The organism is Bacteriovorax sp. PP10, from assembly GCF_035013165.1.
GTDB classification, from domain to species: Bacteria; Bdellovibrionota; Bacteriovoracia; order Bacteriovoracales; family Bacteriovoracaceae; genus Bacteriovorax; species Bacteriovorax antarcticus.
This window is the reverse complement of record NZ_JAYGJQ010000002.1, coordinates 408,928-430,584: the sequence shown is the minus strand read 5'-3', so window position 1 is coordinate 430,584 and position 21,657 is coordinate 408,928. Positions and strand designations below refer to the sequence as shown.

Sequence of the window (21,657 nt, the reverse complement as noted above, 5' to 3'; positions counted from 1 at the left end):
GCGCCCTTGTCAGGAATCCTAATTAAATAGTAACATGTTAGCGGAATCTCCTATGGATACGGGGAATTAATTGCCGTTGTGTGTATAAACCTCTATACTCCGTCCATGGCCTTATTATGCAGTATCAAAAACATTAATCTCACGTTTGGGACTAAAACTATTTTCAAAAACGCACAGTTATCTATTTCCACTGGAGATAGAATTGGGCTTCTAGGTTTGAATGGAAAAGGGAAATCAACTCTCTTTAAAATTCTAGCTGGTGATGTAGTTCCCGATCATTGTACTCCTCCATTCGAGTTTAACAAAGCTCGCGGCGATGGAGACGACAGTAAACGCTTTACGATGTTCTACATTCCTCAGGAACTTCCTGTTGAAGGAAACGAAAACGTTACGATCAGAGATTACTTCTTTATTTTTCACCCTGAATTAAAAGATCATTACGAAAACTCGCTTGATGAATTCGAACGTCTTCACGGATGGGATCTTCTTCAAGATTACGAATCGTATTTAAAATATTTTAATCATGATGATCTTGATAAAACGATCAGCGAACTCTCAGGTGGAGAGCAAAAGAAGATTCTTCTGAGCTTAGGACTTGCAAGCAACGCCAATCTTATTTTATGGGATGAGCCTACCAACCATTTGGACATCGAAACGATTAAACTTTTCGAAGATGAGTTGAACTCAACTAATAAAGCTTTCATGCTTATTACCCATGATAGATACCTACTTTCAAAATTAACGAAGAGAATTCTTGCGATCTCTCAAGGCCGCATTGAAAACTTCGATGGTTCATACACTGACTACCTTGTGTATCTTGAGCAATCAGAACACGCTAAGCAGAGTCTCCTTACCAAATTGAAAAACAATCTTGATCGTGAACAAGCTTGGATGAGACAAGGGGTAAAGGCCCGTAGAACAAGAAGTAAAAAGCGCGTTGAAGATTTCAACGAACTAAAAGATAAAGTCACTCAAATCAGAAGTGAGGCTAAGAAAACTCTGGACCTAAGCTTACAAAAGTCAGGTCGTCAGACAAAGGTTCTTGTGTCTTTTGCTGATTTAGTTTTCCAATACTCTGCTGATGGAAAAGTTCTCTTTGATAAAATCACAGGGGAAATCCACAAAGGAAATAAGATCGGTCTTCTAGGTGCTAACGGTGTTGGTAAAACAACTCTATTAAAACTTATTAAAGGCGACGTTGTTCCAACTTCTGGAATGATGAAGACTGCAGACGCTCTTCAAATTCAATACTTCTCACAAAAGCGTGATGAATTAAATATTGAGATGACTCCTTACCAACTTCTTGGAGATGGTAACGACTTCGTTCCTCTTCCAGATGGATCGAAGAAACACGTTCACTCATACTTTGAAAGTTTCCTTTTTGGCCGTGATGATATTCACCGTCCATTAAAGACGTTTTCAGGTGGAGAAAAGAGCAGACTTCAACTTGCTTATAACTTAACTAAAGCTGGCGATATTTTAATCTTCGATGAGCCTACCAACGATCTGGATCTGGAAACGATTCAAATCTTAGAAGAAAAACTTGCTGAGTTCCCTGGTGCCGTTATTTTAATTTCCCATGATAGAGCTTTCCTAAGCACTGTTACGACAAAGATCTGGTTACTAGCTGATCAACAACTTCAAAACTTCGAAGGTGGATACGAGCAAGTTTCTCCTTATCTGGATGCTCTTGAACTAGAGCGCGAATATAAAGAAAAAGAAACTCCTCCTGCTCCTGTGGCCGCACCGGTTGCTGCTCCAGTTGCAAAACCAGTTGTTGCTGCAAAACCTGTTAACAATAAAAATAAGCAGAAGATTGATGCTGCTTACGCTGATATTGAAGCAACAGAGACGAAGTTAAAAATCATTCAGGAAAAGATCGCGGGTCTTGATTATACCAAGCTTGCCGATCCAAAAAACGCTGAAGTGAAGATCTTAACAGAGGCACAATCTACTCTTGAAGGGCGTATCCATACACTTTATCAAGAACTTGAAGCACTGGAAAAGTAGTCTTAAAAAACAATACCTGACTAATTAATTTTTTTACCAATCCATAACGATAAGCCTTATAGAGAACTTTTTCTCTGGAGTCGTTATGGATAAAAAGATTTGCGCATTCATCTTCACTGTTGCATTCGTCACTCTATCTGGCGTTGTTCACAGTAACCCTCAAAACGTTCAACGTGGCCCTTCAGTTGAGCCAATTGTTGAAGTAGATATTGAAACTGCAAACAAAGTTGAAATAACAAAAGATGCTGGGTTTAACTTTGCTCCAGCAGCAGAAAGATTACCAGCGACAGAAAAATCTCGTACTCCCGCAAACATTGTTTCTAAAGCAGGTGCAAGCTCTGCGACTTCATACTTAGGTCCGATCATTTTCTTAATCGCACTTCCATTTGGTTTATGGATTATGGTTTCTAAAAAGTTCAGCAAGAAATCTGCTGAAGATAAGGCCGTGGGATACTTCCCGAAAACTCACCAATTCGATCCATATAAAACAGATTATCAAAAATCGTCAGACGACGATGATGATATGGATTTTCCAAAAGCTTCTTAATTAATTTTGATTAAACGTCTGCCAAAGACCATGGCCTTTGTACATGAAAACTGTGCTGGTATTTCTGTGTTTCACAATGAGTTCTTTGACCCCATCGCGATTCAGGTCTTCTAGAATAACTTCATAATTGCGTTTGTGATAATGACCTTTGAACGTTTTTTGTTCATCGAAAAAGCTAGGCCCTTTAAAAGCTTTCATCGTACTTAAGTCATTATTGTCGATCGTGATAGCGTACACTCTCGAAGTCCCCTGAAAGTTAATATACTTGCTGATTCCTTCATAATAATAAAGCAGCAGAATTGAAGAAGTTGGACTCAATGTCTTCAACTCAACTCTGAATAACTCAGAATCGTAGCCCTTGTTCTCAAACAGGTAACCAAAGATTTTCTTTTTCTCGGAATTTAAGATTTCAATCCAGTCTTCGTTGTCTTTTTTCACGAAGACAATTTGCTCAGGAACACCGTCGCGGTTCAAATCCAGGGCGTAATAAGGCGTATGAACGAAGTAAGAGTACTTCTTTTCATCTGCCTCCGCTTTGCCCTTATTTATCTCTCCAGAGAAGAGTTGCCTGAAATAACGCTCATCTTGTGCCGTGGCCCTCCACGACATAATAACCAAGGCCAGCGATAGCAGCAATTTATTCATATATTCAAGTCTATACGACCTTTAAAAGAGGAGCAATTTCGCACATTTTTCCTAGCCAAGCTTTCGATTTCCTTAGTAAAATACTGCAATTCTAATGGTTTCATAGGTATAAAAATGGATTTTAATCTCCTTTTCACTAAAAATTTACAACAAGGCATCGTTCGCACTTTTAAGCACAACGAAACTCCTAGTTCAAAAATCATCGATATCAACGAAGCGAAGTCACTTCCTCTTCAAGGATTTATCTTCTCTGAAGACCTGAAAAACGATGACTTCCTGTCGGGCCTTGAGAGCGAACTAAAGTTCTACCCTATTCGTTCAAATTCAGAATTTGGATTAACTCCGGAAAAATTTGAAAAGCTTAGCTATGATGAAGGTAAAGTCGTGTTTGATAAAATGCGCGAGAACTGGATTCTTCAAAACAATATTTCACTAATCGAAGAAATGTTCAAAGTGAGAAATCACCTGCTTGGATTATTTCCAAATGATCGTTCAGGATTTTTCGAAGAGCTATGGTTTATTTTAAAAACAAACCTAGGTGCAACAAATTTAAAGCTGATCTACAACGACATGATCAAAGCTAAAACTGAAAACGAAAAAAACAAACTTGTGAAAGTTAAAATTGTTGGTGAGCGTTTCCCGGAAATGAGAAACGTTGATGAAATGGATGAAGCTGTTTTAAAAAGCTACGAAAAAGAATTCGGTGGAGTATTTAACATCACTGATTACAATAAAGAAAAAGGCCAGTTGGTGATCTGTGCGACGATTAAAAAATCGCCGGTGCTTATTATGACGAATATTTATCAGTTAACTAGATTACAGAAAGCTATTTTGACTTCTCTATTCGAAGGCCTGAACGGATAATTTTAAACTTTCATTAAATAATAAAAAAATGCAGCTTTAATAGCTGCATTTTTTTTGTCCAATCTTATAACCTAACTCTCTTCAACTCTGTTCCTCTTCCCAAAATAGTCATCGTTACCGAAAAATTCACCTTACTTTGAAGTGCTACATCTCCATAAACATTTCTCTCAGAACCAGAGCAAGCACCTGTATAATCATACCCAGAAGCACTTCTTGAATAAGTACTGGATGCCAGTTGAACAATCTCAAGAGCGTAATCATCACCTACTACTTCCTGCGATTCAATTTTCACATCAAAGTGACTATCAGTTTGATTCATAATAACTAAATCACTTGTTGAAGCTGTCTTATTAGCATACTTCACTACAAATCCTAAATTCCCTAAGGTCTTCTCAGTCACTTTTTCAAATTCACCAGAAGGCATATTTCTTTTATAGGCACATTGCAATCCACACATCCCTGATTCTCTCAAATCAGGTGTACAACGAATCATTTTTCCACCAAAAGTTTGAGGTGCAACTTTTTGCAAATAAAAATCATAATCAACAGATAAAAAAACGGACTTATGACTATCAATCAAAAGTGACTGCCCATTAATTCCTTTCATTGCACTCGTCTGAGTCTTATAAAATTTCTGATCATTTTTCATCAGGTCTTCGTGGTTCACACTAACAATATAAATCACTCCCCCTTTATAGGTTTTCTCATTATTAACCGGAAGCATTTTTAATACACGTGCCACCTCTGGGGAAAGTTCCAGGTCACTGATTAGATCTGCTACCAGGACACGCTCAGGCACAAAATAAATTTCTTCTCTATCTGAAAAAGACACAATGACCTTAGAGTAAACTTTTTCTTTTTCCTGATAATTTTTTAAATCTCTATCAGATATTTCAAAATTATTTAATTCATCATTCTTTTGTATTTCATTTTCTGGGGTATTTACTAAGGCCGGAAAAGTCTGCTCAACAAGTGAGTTTAAAATCTTTCCACGAATAAGAGATTTATTTTCTTCGTGAGGAATTGTTAAAAAGTTCTTTTGCTCGAAAGCTTCCTTATCAGCTGAGTTACTAATATTATTTGATTTTTTTCCGCATGAAACAAGTAATGCTAAAGAAAGGATAATTAAAGAGGTACGCATAAAAATCTCCTGTGTGTTTGTGGACACAGGAGATTTAACTTAGTTAGGTATTTTAGTGGAAAAAAACTGACGGGTCAGACGGGCATTTTTCAAAAATGAAATTAGCTACCGAAGCGCCCTAGGTGCTCACCCGATAAGACGTGAAAATGCGTGTGAAAAACGGTTTGTCCGGCGTGTTTACCAAGGTTTGTTACGACTCTAAAACCGTTTTTATCCAATCCCTGAGCTTTTGTGTACTCAGTGATGGCCTGGAAAATTTCACCTAAACTCTTAGGATCTCCAGATAGTTCGTTAATATCTGCCGTATGAGTTTTATGAACAAACAACAAGTGAATCTTAGCTTGTGGATGGATATCCACAAAACCAATCACGTTATCGTTTTCAAAAGTTTTCGATGCGGGAATTTTCCCTTCAACGATTTTACAGAATAAACAATCAGCACTCATAACTAAGTCGCGCTCCCAGCAACACGCTTAATATTCGCGCCTAGCTCAGAGAATTTAGCTACAAGATTTTCGTATCCACGGTCAAGGTGATAAACACGTTGAATTTCAGTCTCACCTTCAGTTGCAAGAGCTGCGATAATTAGTGCAGCAGAAGCTCTAAGGTCAGTACACATAATTGGTGCAGCTGTTAGTTTTTCTCCACCTTGGATGAATGCTGATTTACCTTTTAGAGTAATGTCAGCTCCAAGACGAACAAGTTCCGGAACGTGCATGAAGCGGTTTTCGAAAATATGTTCTGTAATTACTGAAGCGCCTTTTACTTGCGTACAAAGGGCGATCATTTGAGCTTGAGCATCTGTCGGGAAACCTGGGAATGGAGCTGTATCAATTAAGCATCCTTTCAATTCCGATTTAAAAACTTTAATTGAGCCTTCACCAGTTGTGATTTTTGCTCCCATTCCTTGAAGAGTTTCGATAACGAAATCTAAGTGACGAGGATTAACTCCCGTGATTTCGATATCTGATCCTGTTGCTAGAGCGGCCATTAAGTATGTAGCAGCTTCAATACGGTCACCGATAGCTTCGTATGTTGCTTCTTTTAATTCTTTTACACCAGTAACGACAATTGTTCTGCTTCCGATTCCTGTAACGTTAGCTCCCATTGCATTTAAGAAGTGAGCTAGATCGTCAATCTCTGGCTCTAGAGCTGAGTTTTCAATCGTTGTTACACCATCAGAAAAAACTGCGGCCATCATTAGGTTTTCAGTTGCACCAACTGAAGGGAAAGCAAGAGTCACGTGACCCGCTTTCATTTTATCAACTTTCGCGTCTACGTAACCAGAGTGAACTTCAATTTCACATCCAAGTTTTGCAAGATTTGTTAAGTGAAGATCGATAGGACGAGTTCCAATTGCACATCCTCCAGGAAGAGAAACTTTTGCAGCTTTTCTACGAGCAAGAAGAGGCCCTAGAACGAAGATTGAAGCACGCATTGTTTTTACAATTTCGTAAGTCGCTTCGTGAGAGTTTAATGTTGAAGCATCAAAAGTTGTGATGTTTCCTTCTTTCTTGATTGTTACACCAAGGTTTGAAAGAAGTTTAATCATTGTCTTGATGTCTTGAAGATCAGGAATATTTTTTAAGTGCACTGGTTTATCAGATAATAAAACTGCAGCGAGAATCGGAAGGTAAGCATTTTTCGCGCGAGCGATTTTCACACTTCCAGATAACTTTGAAGGCCCTGTGATAATTAACTTGTCCATAATGACTTCCTTTTATTTTTTTAACTTTAAAAATCTATTTCTATTAGTGTAATCGCGAACTAAAACGACTTCAGAAAAACCAATCTTACGGGCCATTTCTGCCTGGGCCTCAAGGTGGTTTTCATGGCTTTCTACCAGAGACACGCCGCCAGTTACAAGTTTTTCGTGAATACTTGTAAAGAACTCGTTAAACCACTGGTCATAAATGTCGTCATCAAGGAAAAGGGCAAGATGCGGCTCGAAAGCTGCGACCTGAGAGTGAACGCCCGCCATATCGGCAGACTTTTTAATATAAGGAGGGTTTGTCAGGATTAGGTTGAACTCACCCGGAACATCTTTTAAGCGGTCACTTTTAATAAATGTCGTTTTATGGATGCTGGAAATGGCGAATTTGTGACTGAAGAAGTTTTCCTGAGCAAGCTTTAGGGCCGCCTCACTAATGTCAGTCATGACCATATCAAGTTGAGCGGTTTCTTCCATAAGAAGAGAAATCCCGATCGCACCGGATCCGGTCCCAATATCGGCCACTCTACACTGCTTGTTTTTATAACTGCGTTTGATTTCCTGTGAAGCGAGCTCCACCAGAATTTCTGTTTCACTTCTTGGAATTAAAACATCCGACGTCACTTTAAAAAGTGAGCGGTAAAAATAAGCATAACCTGTGATGTACTCCAGCGGTGTGCCGACTTTTAGTTTCTCAAAAAAGATTGTGAGAGGATGTGTTCTATGAGGAAGGTAAGGAAATTCAAAAAGCTCTTCTGAATCCACGCCATTTAAAAACGCGTGAAGTTTAATATCCTGTCTTAAACGATGAATCGTAAGACCTGGGTAAAATGCCAGCAGAGATTTTTTCTCTGCTTCATAAAAGCCTTTTAAGTGTTGATCAAGACTCAGAATGCTCACGACAGTTACCCTTACTAGTGTTGATTAGTCTTCCTGGCCTTTCATTAGTTCTGCCTGGTGATGAGCAATCAATGCATCAGTAATTCCACCAAGGTCACCGTTCATTACACCATCAAGGTTGTGAACAGTAAGTCCGATTCTGTGGTCACTGATTCTGTTTTGTGGATAGTTATACGTTCTGATTTTTTCTGAACGATCCCCGTCTCCAATCTGGCCGCGTCTTTCAGAATCGATTTCATCTTTCTGCGCTTTAACCATATTGTCGTAAATTCTTGAACGAAGAATCTTCATGGCCTTTTCTTTGTTCTTTAACTGTGACTTTTGATCCTGGTTAGCTACCGACATACCAGTTGGTAAGTGGGTAATACGAACAGCTGAATCGGTCGTGTTAACCGACTGACCACCTGATCCACCAGATCTATAAACGTCGATACGAAGTTCATTGGGATTAAGTTCGAATTCAACTTCATCAACTTCCGGCATAACCGCAATTGTGATTGTTGATGTGTGCACTCGTCCCATCGTTTCCGTTTTAGGAACACGTTGAACTCTGTGAACACCAGCTTCCCATTTTAGTTTTGAGTAAACTTTATCACCTGTAACAGTGTAGATAATTTCTTTAATCCCCTGGTCAGACTCAGACATTGAATCAAGTTCAATCTTGTAGCCCAGGTGACGGAAATAGTTTTGGTACATACGGAACATGTCGGCAACGAAAATCGAAGCTTCATCTCCACCGGCACCAGCACGTAATTCCATGATAACATTTCTATCATCTAGTGGATCTTTTGGAAGAAGAAGAAGTTTAAGTCTTTCTTCCAATGGTGGAAGAAGTGCTTCAAGTTCAGCAGCTTCCATTTTTGCCATTTCACGAAGGTCTTCGTCTTTTTCATTACGAAGCATTTCTTTTGAACCTTCAAGGTCGTCTTTAATTTTTTTGTATTCTCTATAGCCGATAACAACGTCTTCAATATTTGAGCGCTCAGAAGAGATTTGTTTGAATTCTTTCTGACGATCGTAGATCGATGGGTCTGCTAGCTTTTCTGTAAGCTGCTCATAACGAGCGACAACTGCTTCTAATTTATCGAACATTGACATGGATATTAGCCTTCTAAAAAGTCTTTAAGATTAAAATTACTGTTTTCAATTTCGTTTAAATCACGAAGATCGATTTCATCAACCGTGATTTTTTTGCTGTTAGCGTCTTTCAGGTTGTACTTTTCTTCAAGGAAAAGAACAGCTTTGATCGATGCCAGAGCGATTTCAAGTTGGGTATCATCCGGCTCTTTTGTCGTAAGCTTTTGCAGCATCTTTCCCGGGTAACTTAGAACTTTTCCAAAAGTTGAATCTGGATTTTTTCCTAAGAACTTAATTAGCTCATAAGAGATACCAGCAATTGGGAAAGTTAAAACAACTTTGAAAAGAATTGCGTACAAGTGCTTTAAGATCACCGGAGAATTAGTTCCAACCGGGATAAGCGCGAAGATAATGGCAAAAAGGATGATCGATACGAACATCAGGAAGAAAATGAAAGTCGTTCCACAACGAGGGTGGAAAGTTGGGAACTTTCTAGCGTTTTCAACAGTTAGAGCTTCACCAGCTTCAAATGTCGAAATCGATTTATGTTCAGCTCCGTGATACTGGAAAACTTTCCTAATATCAGGAATGAAGCTGATCAGATAAATGTACGTTAAGAAGATACAAGCTTTAATCGTTCCATCGACTGCGTGGAACTGCCAGCTTTGAAGATCCCAAGCGGCCCCACTGTATTTTTCAATCACAGCAGTTAGTGCATGGGGAACGAAAACGAAGAGACCAATACCGAAAAGAAAAGAAACACCGATCGAAAGAAAAGTCTCAAGACTTACCTTCTCTTTTGATTTCTTTGTTTTTTCGTATTCTGCTTCCGATTGTCCTTTTTTCAAAGCTTCTTTTTTGTTTTCTTCATCCATTGCGATGTTTGCTGAATAGTTCAGCGAAACAATCCCGTTGGCCATTGTTTCAATCAGAATCAATACACCTCTTAAGAATGGTTTCTTAAGAAATGAAAGTTTGTTTGAAAGTCCGTACCACTGGTCGCGACGTAAACGGATTGAGCCATCAGGCTTTCTTACCGCTACAACGAAAGCGTTAGGTGATCTCATCATTACACCTTCGATCACGGCCTGGCCGCCGATCGAAGCGTATTGTTTAGATACCAGAAGAATAAGTCTTTTCATTAATGCTTTTTTCATATTTTTACTCTTAAGAGTTCATTGAATCCAGGAAGTCCGAGTTTGTTTTAGTTTTTGTTACACGGCTTAGGATAAATTCCATAGCGTCGATTGGCGCCATAGAGTGAAGAACTTTACGAAGCAAGTATGATCTTTGTAGATCAGCTGGCGCCATAAGAAGATCTTCCTTACGAGTTGAAGACTTGTTGATATCAAGTGCCGGGAAAATTCTCTTTTCAAGAAGTTTTCTATCAAGTTGGATTTCCGAGTTACCTGTACCTTTGAATTCTTCAAAGATAACTTCATCCATTCTTGAACCTGTATCGATAAGAGCAGTAGCGATGATCGTAAGAGATCCCCCACCTTCAATATTACGTGCAGATCCGAAGAATCTTTTTGGTTTATGTAGAGCGTTTGAATCAACCCCACCCGAAAGGATTTTTCCTGATGGTGGAACAACTGTGTTGTAAGCACGAGCAAGACGAGTGATTGAGTCTAGAAGGATGATTACATCTTTTCCAGCTTCAGTTAAACGTTTTGCTTTTTCGATTACCATCTCAGCAACTTGTACGTGGCGAGTAGCAGGTTCATCGAAAGTTGAAGAGACAACTTCAGCGTTAACGTTTCTTCTCATATCTGTAACTTCTTCCGGGCGTTCATCGATTAGAAGAACGATCAGAACTGCTTCAGGGTGATTAGTTGTGATTGCATTTGCGATATCTTGAAGAAGAACAGTCTTACCAGCTTTTGGTGGAGCGACGATAAGGCAACGTTGACCAAACCCTTGTGGTACGAACAAGTCGATTAGACGAGTTGAGTAGTTAGTTGGGTGGTATTCAAGGTTGATTTTTTTCTCTGGGTATAACGGAGTTAAGTTATCGAAGAGAACTGTCTTTTTATGTTTTTCTGGTGACTGAGAGTTGATCTCATTTACTTTAACTAGTGCGAAGTATCTCTCACCTTCTTTTGGTGGTCTGATTTCGCCTTCAACTGAATCCCCTTTACGAAGACCGAATTTTCTAATTTGTGATGGAGATACGTAAATATCATCGGCACCAGGAAGGTAGTTATAAAGTGGCGATCTTAAGAATCCGAATCCGTCTGGTAGAATTTCTAGAACACCGTTACCAAAGATTGCTTTATCGTCTTTAGCTGTAGCTTTTAGAATAGCGAAAATAAGTTCGTGCTTCTTTAAGTTACTTGGGTTCTCGATTTGAATTTCTTCTGCCATGGTTGTAAGTTCGGCAATGTCTTTTTCTCTGAGATCGTTAAGATGCATTTGAAAGTAACTCCTGTTTGCGGTGAAAATTGAATATAAATATTTTGATTATTAAATGAATTGAAATAGAAAACCGAATTTGTAGAAACCTCTTAGTAAATGTCGGTGATTGTTTTATTTAGGCAGGCGCTTATGTCTTATAAATCTAATATTATCCAAGGCGGAAAACCTGTCAAGATAATTGACTTAAATGACAGTTTTTTTAGCCTGTAGAGTCTACATACAGGCCTTAAAAAACAGCTACTTTCATCCTTTTGCTAATTTTTCCATTTCGACAATATGTTTTTCTATATCCTGCCAGTTAAGTTCTGCAACGGCCTGGTCTAATAAAAAGGCCACTCGTCCTAATTCATTTTGGCCGTAACTTTCGGCCGTTCCAGCGATATTGTGAGCGATTTTTCCAATCGCTTTAAGCTCTTTAATATCGAAAGCATTTTTTAGTTTCTCAATATCTTTTCTTCTGTTTTCCAAATAACCAGGAATCGCTGCTTTGATGGCCTCATCAACAGTATCGTCTCTGCGGACTTCTACACCTTGCCACTTTTCAACGGCTGCCAGCAATCTTCCGCGGGCAATTGGTTTTGTTAAGTAGTCATCACAACCGACTTCCATCGCGCGGTCATATTCTTTTGAAAGAGCATTCGCACTTAATGCGATGATAATCGTATGAGGAAGATTTTTTTCTTTCTCCATTGCACGAATATCTTTGGTCGCTTCAATTCCATCTTTATTAGGCATGTTGATGTCCATAAAGATAATGTCGTATTTATTTTTTGTATAAGCTTCTACGGCCTCAACACCATCATTGGCCTCGGAAACGATGACTTCACTCTCATCCAGGAATTTCTTTACGATAAAGCGGTTTTCCGGATTGTCGTCTACCAGAAGGATTTTTAAATTTTTATTCACTGAACCTTTTGGAGTGGCCTCGTTTTCAAACTCTCCCATTGCACTGTCGACGAAACAGTTAAGGATGAATTCACTTCCCTTACCTAGTTCCGATTTTACAATGATGTCTCCACCCATTAAATTGGCAAGCTCTTTTGAAAGAGAAAGCCCCAGACCTGTTCCGCCAAATTCAGAAGCAATTTTATTATTTTCCTGAGAGTAGTTAGAAAAAAGTTTATTTTGATTTTCTTGGGCAATCCCACGACCTGTATCTTTAACACTGATTAAAAGCTCTTTTTGTGAAGTCCCACGGTCGATACATGTCACAGATAAAATGATACTTCCTTGCTCAGTGAACTTGATGGCGTTTCCTAAAAGGTTGATCACGATCTGTCTGATTCTTCCTTCATCTCCAATCATGTGATCGTAATTTGACATCAATCTTGATTTAAAAAGCAGACCCTTTTGTGAGGCCCTGAAGTCCATAATTGATGTACATGTATCAACCAGGTTTTTTAACGAAAAAGGAATATTATTAAGCTCAATTTTTCCGGCCTCAATTTTAGAAAGATCTAAAATATCGTTAACCAGGTTAATCAGTGTTAATGATGAACGTTGATAAATTTCCATACATTTTTTCTGTTCATCACTCAATTTTGTAAGGGCCATGATCTCACCAACACCCAAAATGGCATTAAGTGGAGTTCTGATTTCGTGACTCATTTTGGCCAGGAAATCTGATTTTGCTTTAGTTGCACTTAGTGCGACTTCTTTTCCAGTTTTCAGTTCGGAAATACTTTCGGCCTCTGCTGTAATATCGACGTAAGCGACAACAACTCCTCCAAGGACACCATTAACAATAAGGGGAGAAAAGTTAACCTTAACTGTGCGCTTAGTACCTGTTGAAGTCGTCACGATTGTTTCAACAACCGTTTTATCAGTGCGAAGTAATTGCTTTAAATAAGTCGGGTCAATTTCAGCTGATTCAAAAAGCTCTTCCAGTGATTTGCTTTTCATCTCATCAATAGTCATTTTACGAACAGCTAATGCAATCTGGTTAGCGAAAATAACTTTTCCGTTAACATCTCCGACCACAACACCTTGACCAACATTTTCAGTAACAGCTTCACTGGTTGCCAGGGCCACGTTTAATTCTTTTTGTGCTTTTAATCTTTCTTTTAATTCGTTGTAAACAAAGTACGCACTTCCAACAACCACGACCAATGAGAACAATGCTCCGGCCATCATTAAGGCCATCATACCTCGTGATGAACTTTTCACGAGACCATTTTGTTCATTAATCGAATTTTCACCACGGGCAGTGAGCCTCGCCACTTCCATTCTGATGTTGTCCATCATCCCATTACCAACTGTGATATCGTAAAAGGTAATTACCTGTTTGTTCATTCTTTTAAGGTTTAAAGAGTCTGCATAAGCAATACGCTTACTAATAAGTTCTGTAAGCTGATTGTACTCTTCTGGTAATAAGTAATTATCCAGTCGCTCCAACTCACGAGGCAGCTTCCTTTGAGCTTCACTCTGTACATTAAGAAAGATGTCTTCTCCTGTTAAAAGAAACCCGCGTGAACTGGTTTCAATATCAAGTAAAAGTCCAAAAACCACATAAAGCTGGTTCACTTTTTGTGAGTTCCTATGAACTTCCTGCATCGTTTTTGTATAATTAAGGTTGCTGGAGATCAATCCATACTGGACAGTAACTAGGACGATTAAGGCGAAACCAAATACAGTCCCGACAGTCTTGATACGATTCATTATAAAACCTTTTCTAACTTTAATAAGTAGCATTTATTGTAATCAACTCTTCGATAATTGTGAATTTGAATTCTCAGATATATACTCGTCTAATGAATGATTTCTCAAACTATCCACGCTTCCAGCAATTTCTTGGTAAAAGAATTTTATCTATCGATTTTGGAACGAAAGTGATCGGAACGGCCATGTTTTGCCCGGGACGCGATCCTTTTCCTTTTGCCGCTGAGAAAATCATTTATAAATCCCATGCAGAATCCATCAAATCTCTCATGAACCTGATCTCTAATGAAGACATTGAAGTCGTCGTTATTGGAATTCCCTATTTTCTTGATGGCAAAGAAAGCACTAACACAGTGAACGTCCGCGCTTTTGGTCAACAATTAAAAAGTGCTCTTAAAGATCAGGAGTTTTTTGAGCAGGATGAAACCCTGACAACAAAAGCTGCAGAAGAGCGCATGTTAAACTCTCCCGAATTTAATTTCAAAATTGACCCTACTAAAATCGATTGCGTCTCTGCTACCATTATTCTTGAAGACTTCATCCGCGCCTAGATTTCCGATTAAAAGTCTCTGGTATTAATGGGAATTTATGGCCGTGATTGTAAGGACTAAACACGTCTATTAACCTATAGATATTATGAAAAAAAATCACATCCTGTTTCTTGTTGGTGCTCCTCTATTGGCTATTTTATTAGTAGCTATTAAGGTTTATTACTCTGCTTATGTCTGGCGCTACCAAGGCCCTGATGTTTTCTTCTACATCAAACCGAGTGAGAGTTTTGCTTCAATCAATTCTCGTCTGGCAAAAGAAAAACTTATTTCTTCTCCAAGACTTTTTCACCGCCTTTCTCAGTGGAATGGTGTGATGACAAAATTTAAATCGGGACAATATCAGATCAAGACTCATTCTAATTTAATGGATGTTTACAACACTTTTATTAATGAGAAGAGCCTGGCGTTGTACTTCACGGTACCCGAAGGTAAAAACATGTATGAAATTGGAAAAATGCTGGAAGAGCGCCAGATCACTTCCTACGAAGACTTCATTACTCTTTGTAAAGACCGTGAGTTCGTTAAAAGCTTGGGCATTAAAGGATTATCAGTTGAAGGATACCTTTACCCTGAAACATATGACTTCGCTCCCAATCTTCCCGCTGATCAAGTCATCAAGACAATGGTGAGAGAATTTAGAAAGAAGATGATGGTCATCGATATCTCTAAGTCAAAGATGAGCCTTGAAGAAATCGTTACACTCGCTTCAATGGTAGAAAAAGAAACTGGAGATAAAAGTGAGAGACCTATTATTGCGGGTGTCTTCTTAAACCGTTTGAAAATTAAAATGAGACTGCAATCAGATCCGACAACAATTTATGGAATGTATGAAACCTATGATGGAAACATCAGCAGAAAAGATCTTCTGACTCCATCGGACTACAATACTTATACTGTAAAAGCTCTTCCAATCGGGCCAATCGCGAATCCGGGGATTGCTTCGATCAATGCTGTTTTAAATCCGGCCACGCACAAGTATTTATACTTTGTCAGCCAAAACGAAGGTCGTCACTTTTTCTCTGAAAACTATGGTCAACACCAAGAAGCGGTTGTGAAGTGGCAAAAGACGGCGAAAAACCGCGAAGGAAAAAGCTGGCGCAACAAAACTGAAGAAAACAATAATGATGTGCCAGCAGTAATTAAAAAATAATTAAAGGTCTGGGTAAGTCGCATGAAGAGTGCGACGTGCGTAATCTCTTACCAACATGTCTTTGTCTTCTGACAATCTTTTCAATGTTTCAAGTGGAGTGATTCGATTCTTTGCCACTTCATGACGAACAGTAATTGAAACGTGACGAGTAAGAATATCTAAAATACGCGGGGCCACATTTTTTGATTTTGCTAATTCGATAGCAACGCCTGGCTTGTCTTCTTTTAAAAATTGAAATTGTTTTTCTTCATCTCTGCACTCGCGAACGACTGCTAAATATTCTTCAGCGAACATATGTATCCCCTATTTTCTTTTTCCCCCATCATAAGGGCACTCAAAAAACTTGTAAACTTTTTTGACGAAAAGGCCCCCTAAACTTGTCCATTATTCAGTCATTCTGGCACCTCCGCCTCCCCTCAGATGATAGGTAATGGTAGTTTTTTCCCTTGTGTCAAATTCGTAAACCAATGTACACTAGTTGGATAAAGTTCTTCTGGTCCTACGACTGGAACGATTTCAGGGTTATTAGTTTTTTAAAGAGGAATGTATGGATAAGGCTAAAATGGAAAAATTTAAAGCACTACTTCTTCAGGCGAAGGTAAAGATCATGAACGGCGGAATTCTACGCAGTACTGAAGATCTTACTGTTTCATCTGACGATCTCTCAGACGAAGCGGACCTAGCAACTTCAGTTATCAATCAACAAGTAACATTCAACATGCGCCAACGTGAGCTAGTAAAGCTTAAGGCCATCGATGAAGCGCTTTATAGATGCGAACAAGGCAACTACGGGCACTGTGATGAGTGTGATGAATCTATCGGTGAGAAACGCCTGGAAAACCAGCCGTGGACTACTCTATGTATTACTCATGCTGAAGAACAAGAAAGAGAAAACCAAAAATTCATTAAAGCAATCTAGACTCAATCTCTCACAACAAATTTTAGATATAAAAAAAGGCTTCCGTAATGGAAGCCTTTTTTTTGCTATTTCATCAAGCGACTGATGTTGAGGGGGGAATCAACACCAGTTGCTAGATCTCGCATTATATTGTCTTCTTGGCTTCTTTGAGCTCTTTTGTGACTCTGCTGGAGCATCATTTGGCTCTACAGGATGGCGCCCTTCTGGCCTTCTTTGAATGCTTGTAGGGATATTAGTGTCGGTTGTTCCCCAGTGGTTTGTTATCTCGTGATTTTCACACGAAAACAGTGCCAGAGACATCACCATAAACAATAAGTAAAATCTAAGTAGTCCATTCTTCATATAAACCTCTAATCCTTGAGGGGTGCCCATAATGGGCCTGGTACATTCTATAAAGCAAGCCCGAGGCCATTTATTTAGTGTCATTTTTTCACTGCTTCTCATCCTAGTGCCCGATTGGGCTAGATTTGATTTAGGTGGAAAGTTTTCAAAATGTGTTTAAACTTTTTACACCCCACTAAAGTTTTATCAATTGTTTTTACAGAACCGACCTTAACCCATCGGAACGCTTAAAGAAGACCTTGGCCCGAAGCGTGCAATTGTATGGGGAGAACCAATTAAGCAGATAGTATTTCTGCTGGATCAAATTAAGGGATGATTATGAAGACGAACACCATGAAGATGATGATTAGAAGACTCGTTGTACTTAATGTACTCGCGACAATTTCTTTTGCATCTTTTGCTCAGTCCAACATTCAAGGAACTCTTCCACGAGTTGTTCAAACTCAAAAGGTAGAAGAGAAATCGTATTTTGATCCGAAAGATTTAACATCTAATTATGTTAGCTGGGGTATCAACCCGGAAAATCCATCTTCAATTAATTTATTGGAAGCTTGGAAACATTATAAAAAGAAAAGAGATATCGTCGTAGCAGTAGTAGATACTGGTATTGACCCAGTTCATCCTTTCCTGGAAAAGAATATCTTTGTTGAGCAAGGTCGCGTTGATGAAACGAACTTTGGTGTCGACTTCTCTAAAGACAAAAAAGGCAGAGGTGCACCACTTGATCAACACGGTCACGGAACTCACGTTTCAGGGATCATTAAGAGTATTTATCCTGAAGTAAAAATCCTTGCACTTAAATATTACAACCCGACAGCATCGGGAATTGATAACTTGAACTCAACGGTTGAAGCTCTAAGATATGCAGTAGACAACAACGTTGACGTAATTAACTACTCTGGTGGTGGACCTGAAGCCGCTGTAGAAGAGTTAAGAATTTTAAAAGAAGCAGAAAGAAAAGGGATTCTTGTTGTAGCAGCGGCTGGTAACGAAGAATCAAATATCGATGATAAGAAAAAAGCTTATTTCCCTGCGAGCTATGGATTAAAAAACATCATCACTGTAACGGCCCACGATGAAGACCTTAAGATTTTAAGTTCATCAAACTACGGACGAGCTAGCGTTGATATCTTTGCTCCTGGATACCGTATTAAATCAAGTCTTCAAAATGGTCGTGCTGGATACTTAACTGGAACGAGCCAGGCAACTGCTTTCGTTACTGGTGTTGCAGCACTTATTAAGTCTCAATTCCCAGGTTTATCAACTGAGAAAATTAAAGAGATCATTAAAGCTTCTGCTAAGAAAGAAATTACGATGGAAGGAAAATGTGCAACTGGTGGGCGCTTAGATGCAGCTTCTGCTTTAGCACTAGCTTCTCAATATGCTGGTGAATCAGAAATGCCAAACCGTCAGCTAGCGACGAAGAAAGAAGAAGGAAAAATCATTTACCGACTTGCGAACTAATTAATTCATAATAAGTCACGGCCAGAGTAACAACTGTGGTCGTGATCACTAAAGTCTTCAGCCAATACTCTATTCTTATCCCCATAAAACGATGATTCAAAAATAATTCCGACCACGGTTTTGTGAGTTTATTTTCTTTTTGAGTTTCAGTTAAATACTCGAGAATTTTCTGTGATAAAAGAGGCCCTGTTTCCATGATGCGTCCTTCAACCTTCTGTTGAAGCATGACTGGGCCTATTCCGTATCGCAAAAGCTCATCCATGAGCTCTAACATTTCTACATAAAAAAACCTGCGTTTCTCATTCGTAATCGCACCAGGTGTTCCAAAAGCTTCGAGTAAATCATCAAAGCGTTTTAGAAGTTGCCTGCTGTAGGCCTTGGCCTCAGGCCCGACTTTATTTTCAAAGAATGGGAAGTATCTCGTGATGACGGGAAAGCTGGCATAATAGCGCTCTTTGAATCCATATAAACTCTTAGCGCTGAATGGCTCACCGATTGGATGATACAAAAGCGAGCGGCCACAGGCCTCGCAGTTGGTGTCAGTCAGATAAACCGACTGGCAGTTTGGACAACGCTTGATAGGTTTATATGCACTTTGCGGAATCGCTGGACGCGAAACTGCATTGCTATCAACCTCCAGGTCGAACATTTCAAAAGTATCAATCATAATAAAATTCTAAAGTGATAGTCTCTCGTTGGCAATTAACTTGATTGAAACTAAACTCTCTTTATGAATTTTAATCGCAAATACCTTAGTCCTACTGTCTGCTTATTGGCCGGAATGCTCTATGCTTTAGGGTTTCCTACATTTTTTGGAGCGTCTGTTTTTCTTGCTCCCATAATTGGGTTCGCTCTCTTTAACTGGGCCCTTGATCAGGAAACAAGTTTAAAAAAACAATTCGGTTTGAGTTTAATGTACTCACTGGGATTTTACCTTTTTGGTTTTTACTGGATCCCCCACACTCTTCAGGAGTTCGGCGGACTCTTTTTTCCCGTAAACCAGTTACTAGGTTTGCTATTTTCTTTCGTCATTATCCCGCAAGTTTACTGCTATGTTGTTTTAAAGAAATATATCAAACATCCAGTTTTTCTGGCCGTGGGTTATGTGTTGCTTGAAAGATTTGTCCCTCAACAATTCCCGGCACACCTAGGTCATCCTTTTCTTTCACTGGCACCAACAATTAAATTAGTGTTTGCTCCATGGGCAGGTGCTCCTTTTTATTCTTTCTTAACGGCCTTCATCGCATTGACATTAGTTCAGCATAAAATGACCAAGCAAAAACCAAAACTGTATTATGGCTTCATTGCAGTTGTGCTTTTTTTGCATTTGCCATTTTTATACCCGACAAAGTCTGCTGAGAACCTGACTCCATTAAAAATCAGATTGGTTCAACCCAACATCGGAAACTTTTTAAAGATTGATTCTGAACGTGGTGAAGTCAATTCGATTAAATCGGTTTTAGATAGTTATTACTTTTTAAGTACTGATGGAATTGTGACAAAGCGCGATCTTATCATCTGGCCGGAAACAGCTTTCCCTAATTTATTTTTCAGTGAAACTTTTAAGGCCGATCATAAATTGCTTCTTCCACCAGTCATCCGCGACATCATTACAAAAACGGGTGCTGAATTATTTATGGGTGGATATGATGCGACTGTGGCCGCAACTAATGATCAGAGTTATCAAAGTGACTTCAACTCTGCTTTTCACTTTTCCAACCAAAACTACATGAAGGACGTTTACCATAAGATGCATCTGATTCCGTTTGGAGAAGGACTTCCTTTTGGACCGTTCAATAAATTTCTAAGCGGCATCATTACGAATATTTCTTATTTTGCGGAAGGTGATACATATACTGGATTTAAAACTGATTCGAATTTAAAGTTTGTATCAGTCATTTGTTATGAAGTCCTCTTCCCTAGTTTTGTAGCAGATATGCTTAATAACCAGAAAGAAGAAGCTCAGTTCATGATCAATCTTACAAACGACTCATGGTATGGCGATACAGCTGAGCCTCACCAGCATTTATTTTTAAGTAAGTGGCGAGCTCTTGAATTCAATCTTCCTTTAATCAGATCAACTAACACAGGAATCACAACGGTAATTTTCCCTGATGGAAGCGAATCAAAAAGATTATCAGTTGGTGAAAAGACTTATTTAGATGTGGATTTAGAAATTGCTCCGAGAACTAAAACTCTCTTTCAAATTTTTGGTATCTGGAGCTTCTTATCGATTGCTTTAGTACTTCTGCTGATCGAATTAGCCTTTAAGAGAAAAGCCTTCTTTCAAGAGATCATGAAGACGGATAAAGCCTAAAAACTTTGTCCCTTCCACAACTGGAAGCAGTTGGAATGATCTCGTCTTTGACTCCATTAACTCCAGTGCTTCAAAAGCAAGTTGGTCTGGGTGTACACTTGTTGGCGTTCTATTCATTATTGCATCTACTGATGTTTGTAATCCCTGATTCTCTCTCGTGAAAGTGCGTCTTATATCACCTTCCACTAAAATTCCTTTAAACTCACCTTTATCAACCACAGCACATCCACCAACCGGGAATTTCGTCATAGCTAAGATGGCGTCCTGAAGATTTTGTGTTGAAGTTAAGATCGGGCAGTTTTCTGCAAAGATTGTTAAGTCGCGCACTTTCATACGAAGTGACTTACCTAAAATGCCACCTGGGTGGTTAACGGCAAATCCTTCTTTTGATAGGCCGATGTATTTTTCAAATAATACGGCCATGGCGTCTGCCATTGCCATCGCCAGAGTTGAACTGTTTGTTGGAGCTTGATTGTTGATGCAAGCTTCTCTTTCAACCGAACAGTCAAAAACGATATCGCAAAATTCAGACACAGGAGATTTAGTGTTCCCCACTAAAGCTATGCGGTGAGATTTTGGAGTTTGTAAAAAAGGCATTAACTTTAAAATTTCTTCAGTCGTTCCTGACTTACTCAATAAAACGATGGCGTCGTTTTTCCCGACTCTCCCTAAATCTCCGTGAAGTGCTTCAGTTGGGTGAAGGAAAAAAGAGGGCAAACCAAGAGAAGTAAAAGTCGCTGCACACTTCTGAGCGATAATGCCGGACTTTCCTACTCCACAAAAGATCAGTGTTGAACCAGTTGCTCTTAATTGGTCAAAAAGCACCGTAAGCTTTTCCACATCTTTGTTGTGGTGTTTTTCTAAAAGTTCCGCTGATCTAATCAGAGATTCAGCTTCAAGTTTCAGTACATCTGCCATGGTCTTTGAGTGGGTCATAGTTTCC

At 39.1% G+C, this 21,657-nt stretch carries 21 protein-coding genes; 8 read left to right on the top strand and 13 right to left on the bottom strand.

What is annotated here, in order from left to right; all coding sequences use genetic code 11:
- The first annotated feature begins 105 nt into the window (after positions 1-105).
- A complete protein-coding gene (locus SHI21_RS12060; protein WP_323576841.1) occupies positions 106-2,010 on the top strand; it encodes an ABC-F family ATP-binding cassette domain-containing protein in 1,905 nt (634 codons plus the stop codon).
- Between the two features lie 85 nt (positions 2,011-2,095).
- Positions 2,096-2,557 (top strand): hypothetical protein, encoded by a 462-nt coding sequence (locus SHI21_RS12055; protein WP_323576840.1) that lies wholly within the window; start codon positions 2,096-2,098, stop codon positions 2,555-2,557.
- Here SHI21_RS12055 and SHI21_RS12050 read toward each other — a convergent pair whose 3' ends face one another.
- Positions 2,558-3,202, bottom strand: a complete 645-nt coding sequence (locus SHI21_RS12050) for a hypothetical protein (protein ID WP_323576839.1) — start codon at positions 3,200-3,202, stop codon at positions 2,558-2,560. It abuts the gene before it with no gap.
- Between the two features lie 114 nt (positions 3,203-3,316).
- Between SHI21_RS12050 and SHI21_RS12045 the strand changes: the two genes are divergently transcribed.
- Positions 3,317-4,066 carry a hypothetical protein gene (locus tag SHI21_RS12045; protein WP_323576838.1) on the top strand — a complete coding sequence of 250 codons (750 nt, stop codon included), beginning with the start codon at positions 3,317-3,319 and terminating at the stop codon, positions 4,064-4,066.
- A 64-nt stretch (positions 4,067-4,130) separates the two neighbouring features.
- Here SHI21_RS12045 and SHI21_RS12040 read toward each other — a convergent pair whose 3' ends face one another.
- The 8 genes from SHI21_RS12040 to SHI21_RS12005 all read right to left on the bottom strand — a co-directional run bounded on the left by SHI21_RS12040 (position 4,131) and on the right by SHI21_RS12005 (position 13,971).
- Positions 4,131-5,207, bottom strand: coding sequence for a hypothetical protein (locus tag SHI21_RS12040; RefSeq protein ID WP_323576837.1), 1,077 nt, complete (start codon positions 5,205-5,207; stop codon positions 4,131-4,133).
- A gap of 101 nt (positions 5,208-5,308) precedes the next feature.
- Positions 5,309-5,653, bottom strand: coding sequence for a histidine triad nucleotide-binding protein (locus tag SHI21_RS12035; protein WP_323576836.1), 345 nt, complete (start codon positions 5,651-5,653; stop codon positions 5,309-5,311).
- A 2-nt stretch (positions 5,654-5,655) separates the two neighbouring features.
- Positions 5,656-6,915 carry a UDP-N-acetylglucosamine 1-carboxyvinyltransferase gene (gene murA / locus SHI21_RS12030; protein ID WP_323576835.1) on the bottom strand — a complete coding sequence of 420 codons (1,260 nt, stop codon included), beginning with the start codon at positions 6,913-6,915 and terminating at the stop codon, positions 5,656-5,658.
- 12 nt (positions 6,916-6,927) lie between these two features.
- Positions 6,928-7,818 (bottom strand): N5-glutamine methyltransferase family protein, encoded by an 891-nt coding sequence (locus SHI21_RS12025; RefSeq protein WP_323576834.1) that lies wholly within the window; start codon positions 7,816-7,818, stop codon positions 6,928-6,930.
- A gap of 24 nt (positions 7,819-7,842) precedes the next feature.
- The gene (gene prfA, locus SHI21_RS12020; protein ID WP_410198823.1) at positions 7,843-8,910 is read right to left on the bottom strand and encodes a peptide chain release factor 1; all 1,068 of its coding nucleotides are present in this window, start codon (positions 8,908-8,910) and stop codon (positions 7,843-7,845) included.
- An 11-nt stretch (positions 8,911-8,921) separates the two neighbouring features.
- Positions 8,922-10,052: a DUF1385 domain-containing protein gene (locus SHI21_RS12015; RefSeq protein ID WP_323576832.1), complete on the bottom strand. Its 1,131-nt coding sequence runs from the start codon at positions 10,050-10,052 to the stop codon at positions 8,922-8,924.
- 10 nt (positions 10,053-10,062) lie between these two features.
- Positions 10,063-11,310, bottom strand: a complete 1,248-nt coding sequence (rho, locus tag SHI21_RS12010) for a transcription termination factor Rho (RefSeq protein WP_323576831.1) — start codon at positions 11,308-11,310, stop codon at positions 10,063-10,065.
- 246 nt (positions 11,311-11,556) lie between these two features.
- Complete coding sequence (locus tag SHI21_RS12005; RefSeq protein ID WP_323576830.1) at positions 11,557-13,971, bottom strand: response regulator; 2,415 nt, start codon at positions 13,969-13,971, stop codon at positions 11,557-11,559.
- Positions 13,972-14,063: 92 nt separating this feature from the next.
- Here SHI21_RS12005 and ruvX point away from each other — a divergent pair, with 92 nt between their 5' ends.
- Together ruvX and mltG are read left to right on the top strand one after the other, a co-directional pair.
- Positions 14,064-14,522: a Holliday junction resolvase RuvX gene (gene ruvX, locus SHI21_RS12000; RefSeq protein ID WP_323576829.1), complete on the top strand. Its 459-nt coding sequence runs from the start codon at positions 14,064-14,066 to the stop codon at positions 14,520-14,522.
- Positions 14,523-14,607: 85 nt separating this feature from the next.
- Positions 14,608-15,672, top strand: coding sequence for an endolytic transglycosylase MltG (gene mltG, locus SHI21_RS11995; protein ID WP_323576828.1), 1,065 nt, complete (start codon positions 14,608-14,610; stop codon positions 15,670-15,672).
- Here mltG and SHI21_RS11990 read toward each other — a convergent pair whose 3' ends face one another.
- On the bottom strand, positions 15,673-15,966 hold the full coding sequence (locus SHI21_RS11990; RefSeq protein WP_323576827.1) for a hypothetical protein: 294 nt from the start codon (positions 15,964-15,966) through the stop codon (positions 15,673-15,675). It abuts the gene before it with no gap.
- 253 nt (positions 15,967-16,219) lie between these two features.
- Between SHI21_RS11990 and SHI21_RS11985 the strand changes: the two genes are divergently transcribed.
- The gene (locus tag SHI21_RS11985) at positions 16,220-16,591 is read left to right on the top strand and encodes a TraR/DksA family transcriptional regulator (protein ID WP_323576826.1); all 372 of its coding nucleotides are present in this window, start codon (positions 16,220-16,222) and stop codon (positions 16,589-16,591) included.
- A 99-nt stretch (positions 16,592-16,690) separates the two neighbouring features.
- Here the strand turns inward: SHI21_RS11985 and SHI21_RS11980 are convergent, their stop codons facing one another.
- Positions 16,691-16,933 carry a hypothetical protein gene (locus SHI21_RS11980; RefSeq protein WP_323576825.1) on the bottom strand — a complete coding sequence of 81 codons (243 nt, stop codon included), beginning with the start codon at positions 16,931-16,933 and terminating at the stop codon, positions 16,691-16,693.
- A gap of 318 nt (positions 16,934-17,251) precedes the next feature.
- On the opposite strand from SHI21_RS11980, the gene SHI21_RS11975 reads away from it, so the two are divergent.
- Positions 17,252-18,397 carry a S8 family serine peptidase gene (locus SHI21_RS11975; RefSeq protein ID WP_323576824.1) on the top strand — a complete coding sequence of 382 codons (1,146 nt, stop codon included), beginning with the start codon at positions 17,252-17,254 and terminating at the stop codon, positions 18,395-18,397.
- Here SHI21_RS11975 and SHI21_RS11970 read toward each other — a convergent pair.
- Entirely contained in the window at positions 18,375-19,064 is a 690-nt protein-coding gene (locus SHI21_RS11970) for a hypothetical protein (RefSeq protein WP_323576823.1), read from the bottom strand. The two genes, SHI21_RS11975 and SHI21_RS11970, sit on opposite strands and share 23 nt — an antisense overlap.
- Positions 19,065-19,127: 63 nt before the next feature.
- Here SHI21_RS11970 and lnt point away from each other — a divergent pair, with 63 nt between their 5' ends.
- Positions 19,128-20,714, top strand: coding sequence for an apolipoprotein N-acyltransferase (gene lnt / locus SHI21_RS11965; RefSeq protein ID WP_323576822.1), 1,587 nt, complete (start codon positions 19,128-19,130; stop codon positions 20,712-20,714).
- On the opposite strand, the gene SHI21_RS11960 is transcribed toward lnt, so the two are convergent.
- On the bottom strand, positions 20,658-21,650 hold the full coding sequence (locus SHI21_RS11960) for a KpsF/GutQ family sugar-phosphate isomerase (RefSeq protein ID WP_323576821.1): 993 nt from the start codon (positions 21,648-21,650) through the stop codon (positions 20,658-20,660). The genes lnt and SHI21_RS11960 overlap by 57 nt on opposite strands.
- Positions 21,651-21,657 lie beyond the last annotated feature (7 nt).

Coding starts and splice junctions, on each gene's coding strand:
- SHI21_RS12060 (WP_323576841.1), top strand. CDS start 106: ATGGCCTTATTATGCAGTATCAAAAACATTAATCTCACGTTTGGGACT.
- SHI21_RS12055 (WP_323576840.1), top strand. CDS start 2,096: ATGGATAAAAAGATTTGCGCATTCATCTTCACTGTTGCATTCGTCACT.
- SHI21_RS12050 (WP_323576839.1), bottom strand. CDS start 3,202: ATGAATAAATTGCTGCTATCGCTGGCCTTGGTTATTATGTCGTGGAGG.
- SHI21_RS12045 (WP_323576838.1), top strand. CDS start 3,317: ATGGATTTTAATCTCCTTTTCACTAAAAATTTACAACAAGGCATCGTT.
- SHI21_RS12040 (WP_323576837.1), bottom strand. CDS start 5,207: ATGCGTACCTCTTTAATTATCCTTTCTTTAGCATTACTTGTTTCATGC.
- SHI21_RS12035 (WP_323576836.1), bottom strand. CDS start 5,653: ATGAGTGCTGATTGTTTATTCTGTAAAATCGTTGAAGGGAAAATTCCC.
- murA (WP_323576835.1), bottom strand. CDS start 6,915: ATGGACAAGTTAATTATCACAGGGCCTTCAAAGTTATCTGGAAGTGTG.
- prfA (WP_410198823.1), bottom strand. CDS start 8,910: ATGTTCGATAAATTAGAAGCAGTTGTCGCTCGTTATGAGCAGCTTACA.
- SHI21_RS12015 (WP_323576832.1), bottom strand. CDS start 10,052: ATGAAAAAAGCATTAATGAAAAGACTTATTCTTCTGGTATCTAAACAA.
- rho (WP_323576831.1), bottom strand. CDS start 11,310: ATGCATCTTAACGATCTCAGAGAAAAAGACATTGCCGAACTTACAACC.
- SHI21_RS12005 (WP_323576830.1), bottom strand. CDS start 13,971: ATGAATCGTATCAAGACTGTCGGGACTGTATTTGGTTTCGCCTTAATC.
- ruvX (WP_323576829.1), top strand. CDS start 14,064: ATGAATGATTTCTCAAACTATCCACGCTTCCAGCAATTTCTTGGTAAA.
- mltG (WP_323576828.1), top strand. CDS start 14,608: ATGAAAAAAAATCACATCCTGTTTCTTGTTGGTGCTCCTCTATTGGCT.
- SHI21_RS11990 (WP_323576827.1), bottom strand. CDS start 15,966: ATGTTCGCTGAAGAATATTTAGCAGTCGTTCGCGAGTGCAGAGATGAA.
- SHI21_RS11985 (WP_323576826.1), top strand. CDS start 16,220: ATGGATAAGGCTAAAATGGAAAAATTTAAAGCACTACTTCTTCAGGCG.
- SHI21_RS11980 (WP_323576825.1), bottom strand. CDS start 16,933: ATGAAGAATGGACTACTTAGATTTTACTTATTGTTTATGGTGATGTCT.
- SHI21_RS11975 (WP_323576824.1), top strand. CDS start 17,252: ATGAAGACGAACACCATGAAGATGATGATTAGAAGACTCGTTGTACTT.
- SHI21_RS11970 (WP_323576823.1), bottom strand. CDS start 19,064: ATGATTGATACTTTTGAAATGTTCGACCTGGAGGTTGATAGCAATGCA.
- lnt (WP_323576822.1), top strand. CDS start 19,128: ATGAATTTTAATCGCAAATACCTTAGTCCTACTGTCTGCTTATTGGCC.
- SHI21_RS11960 (WP_323576821.1), bottom strand. CDS start 21,650: ATGACCCACTCAAAGACCATGGCAGATGTACTGAAACTTGAAGCTGAA.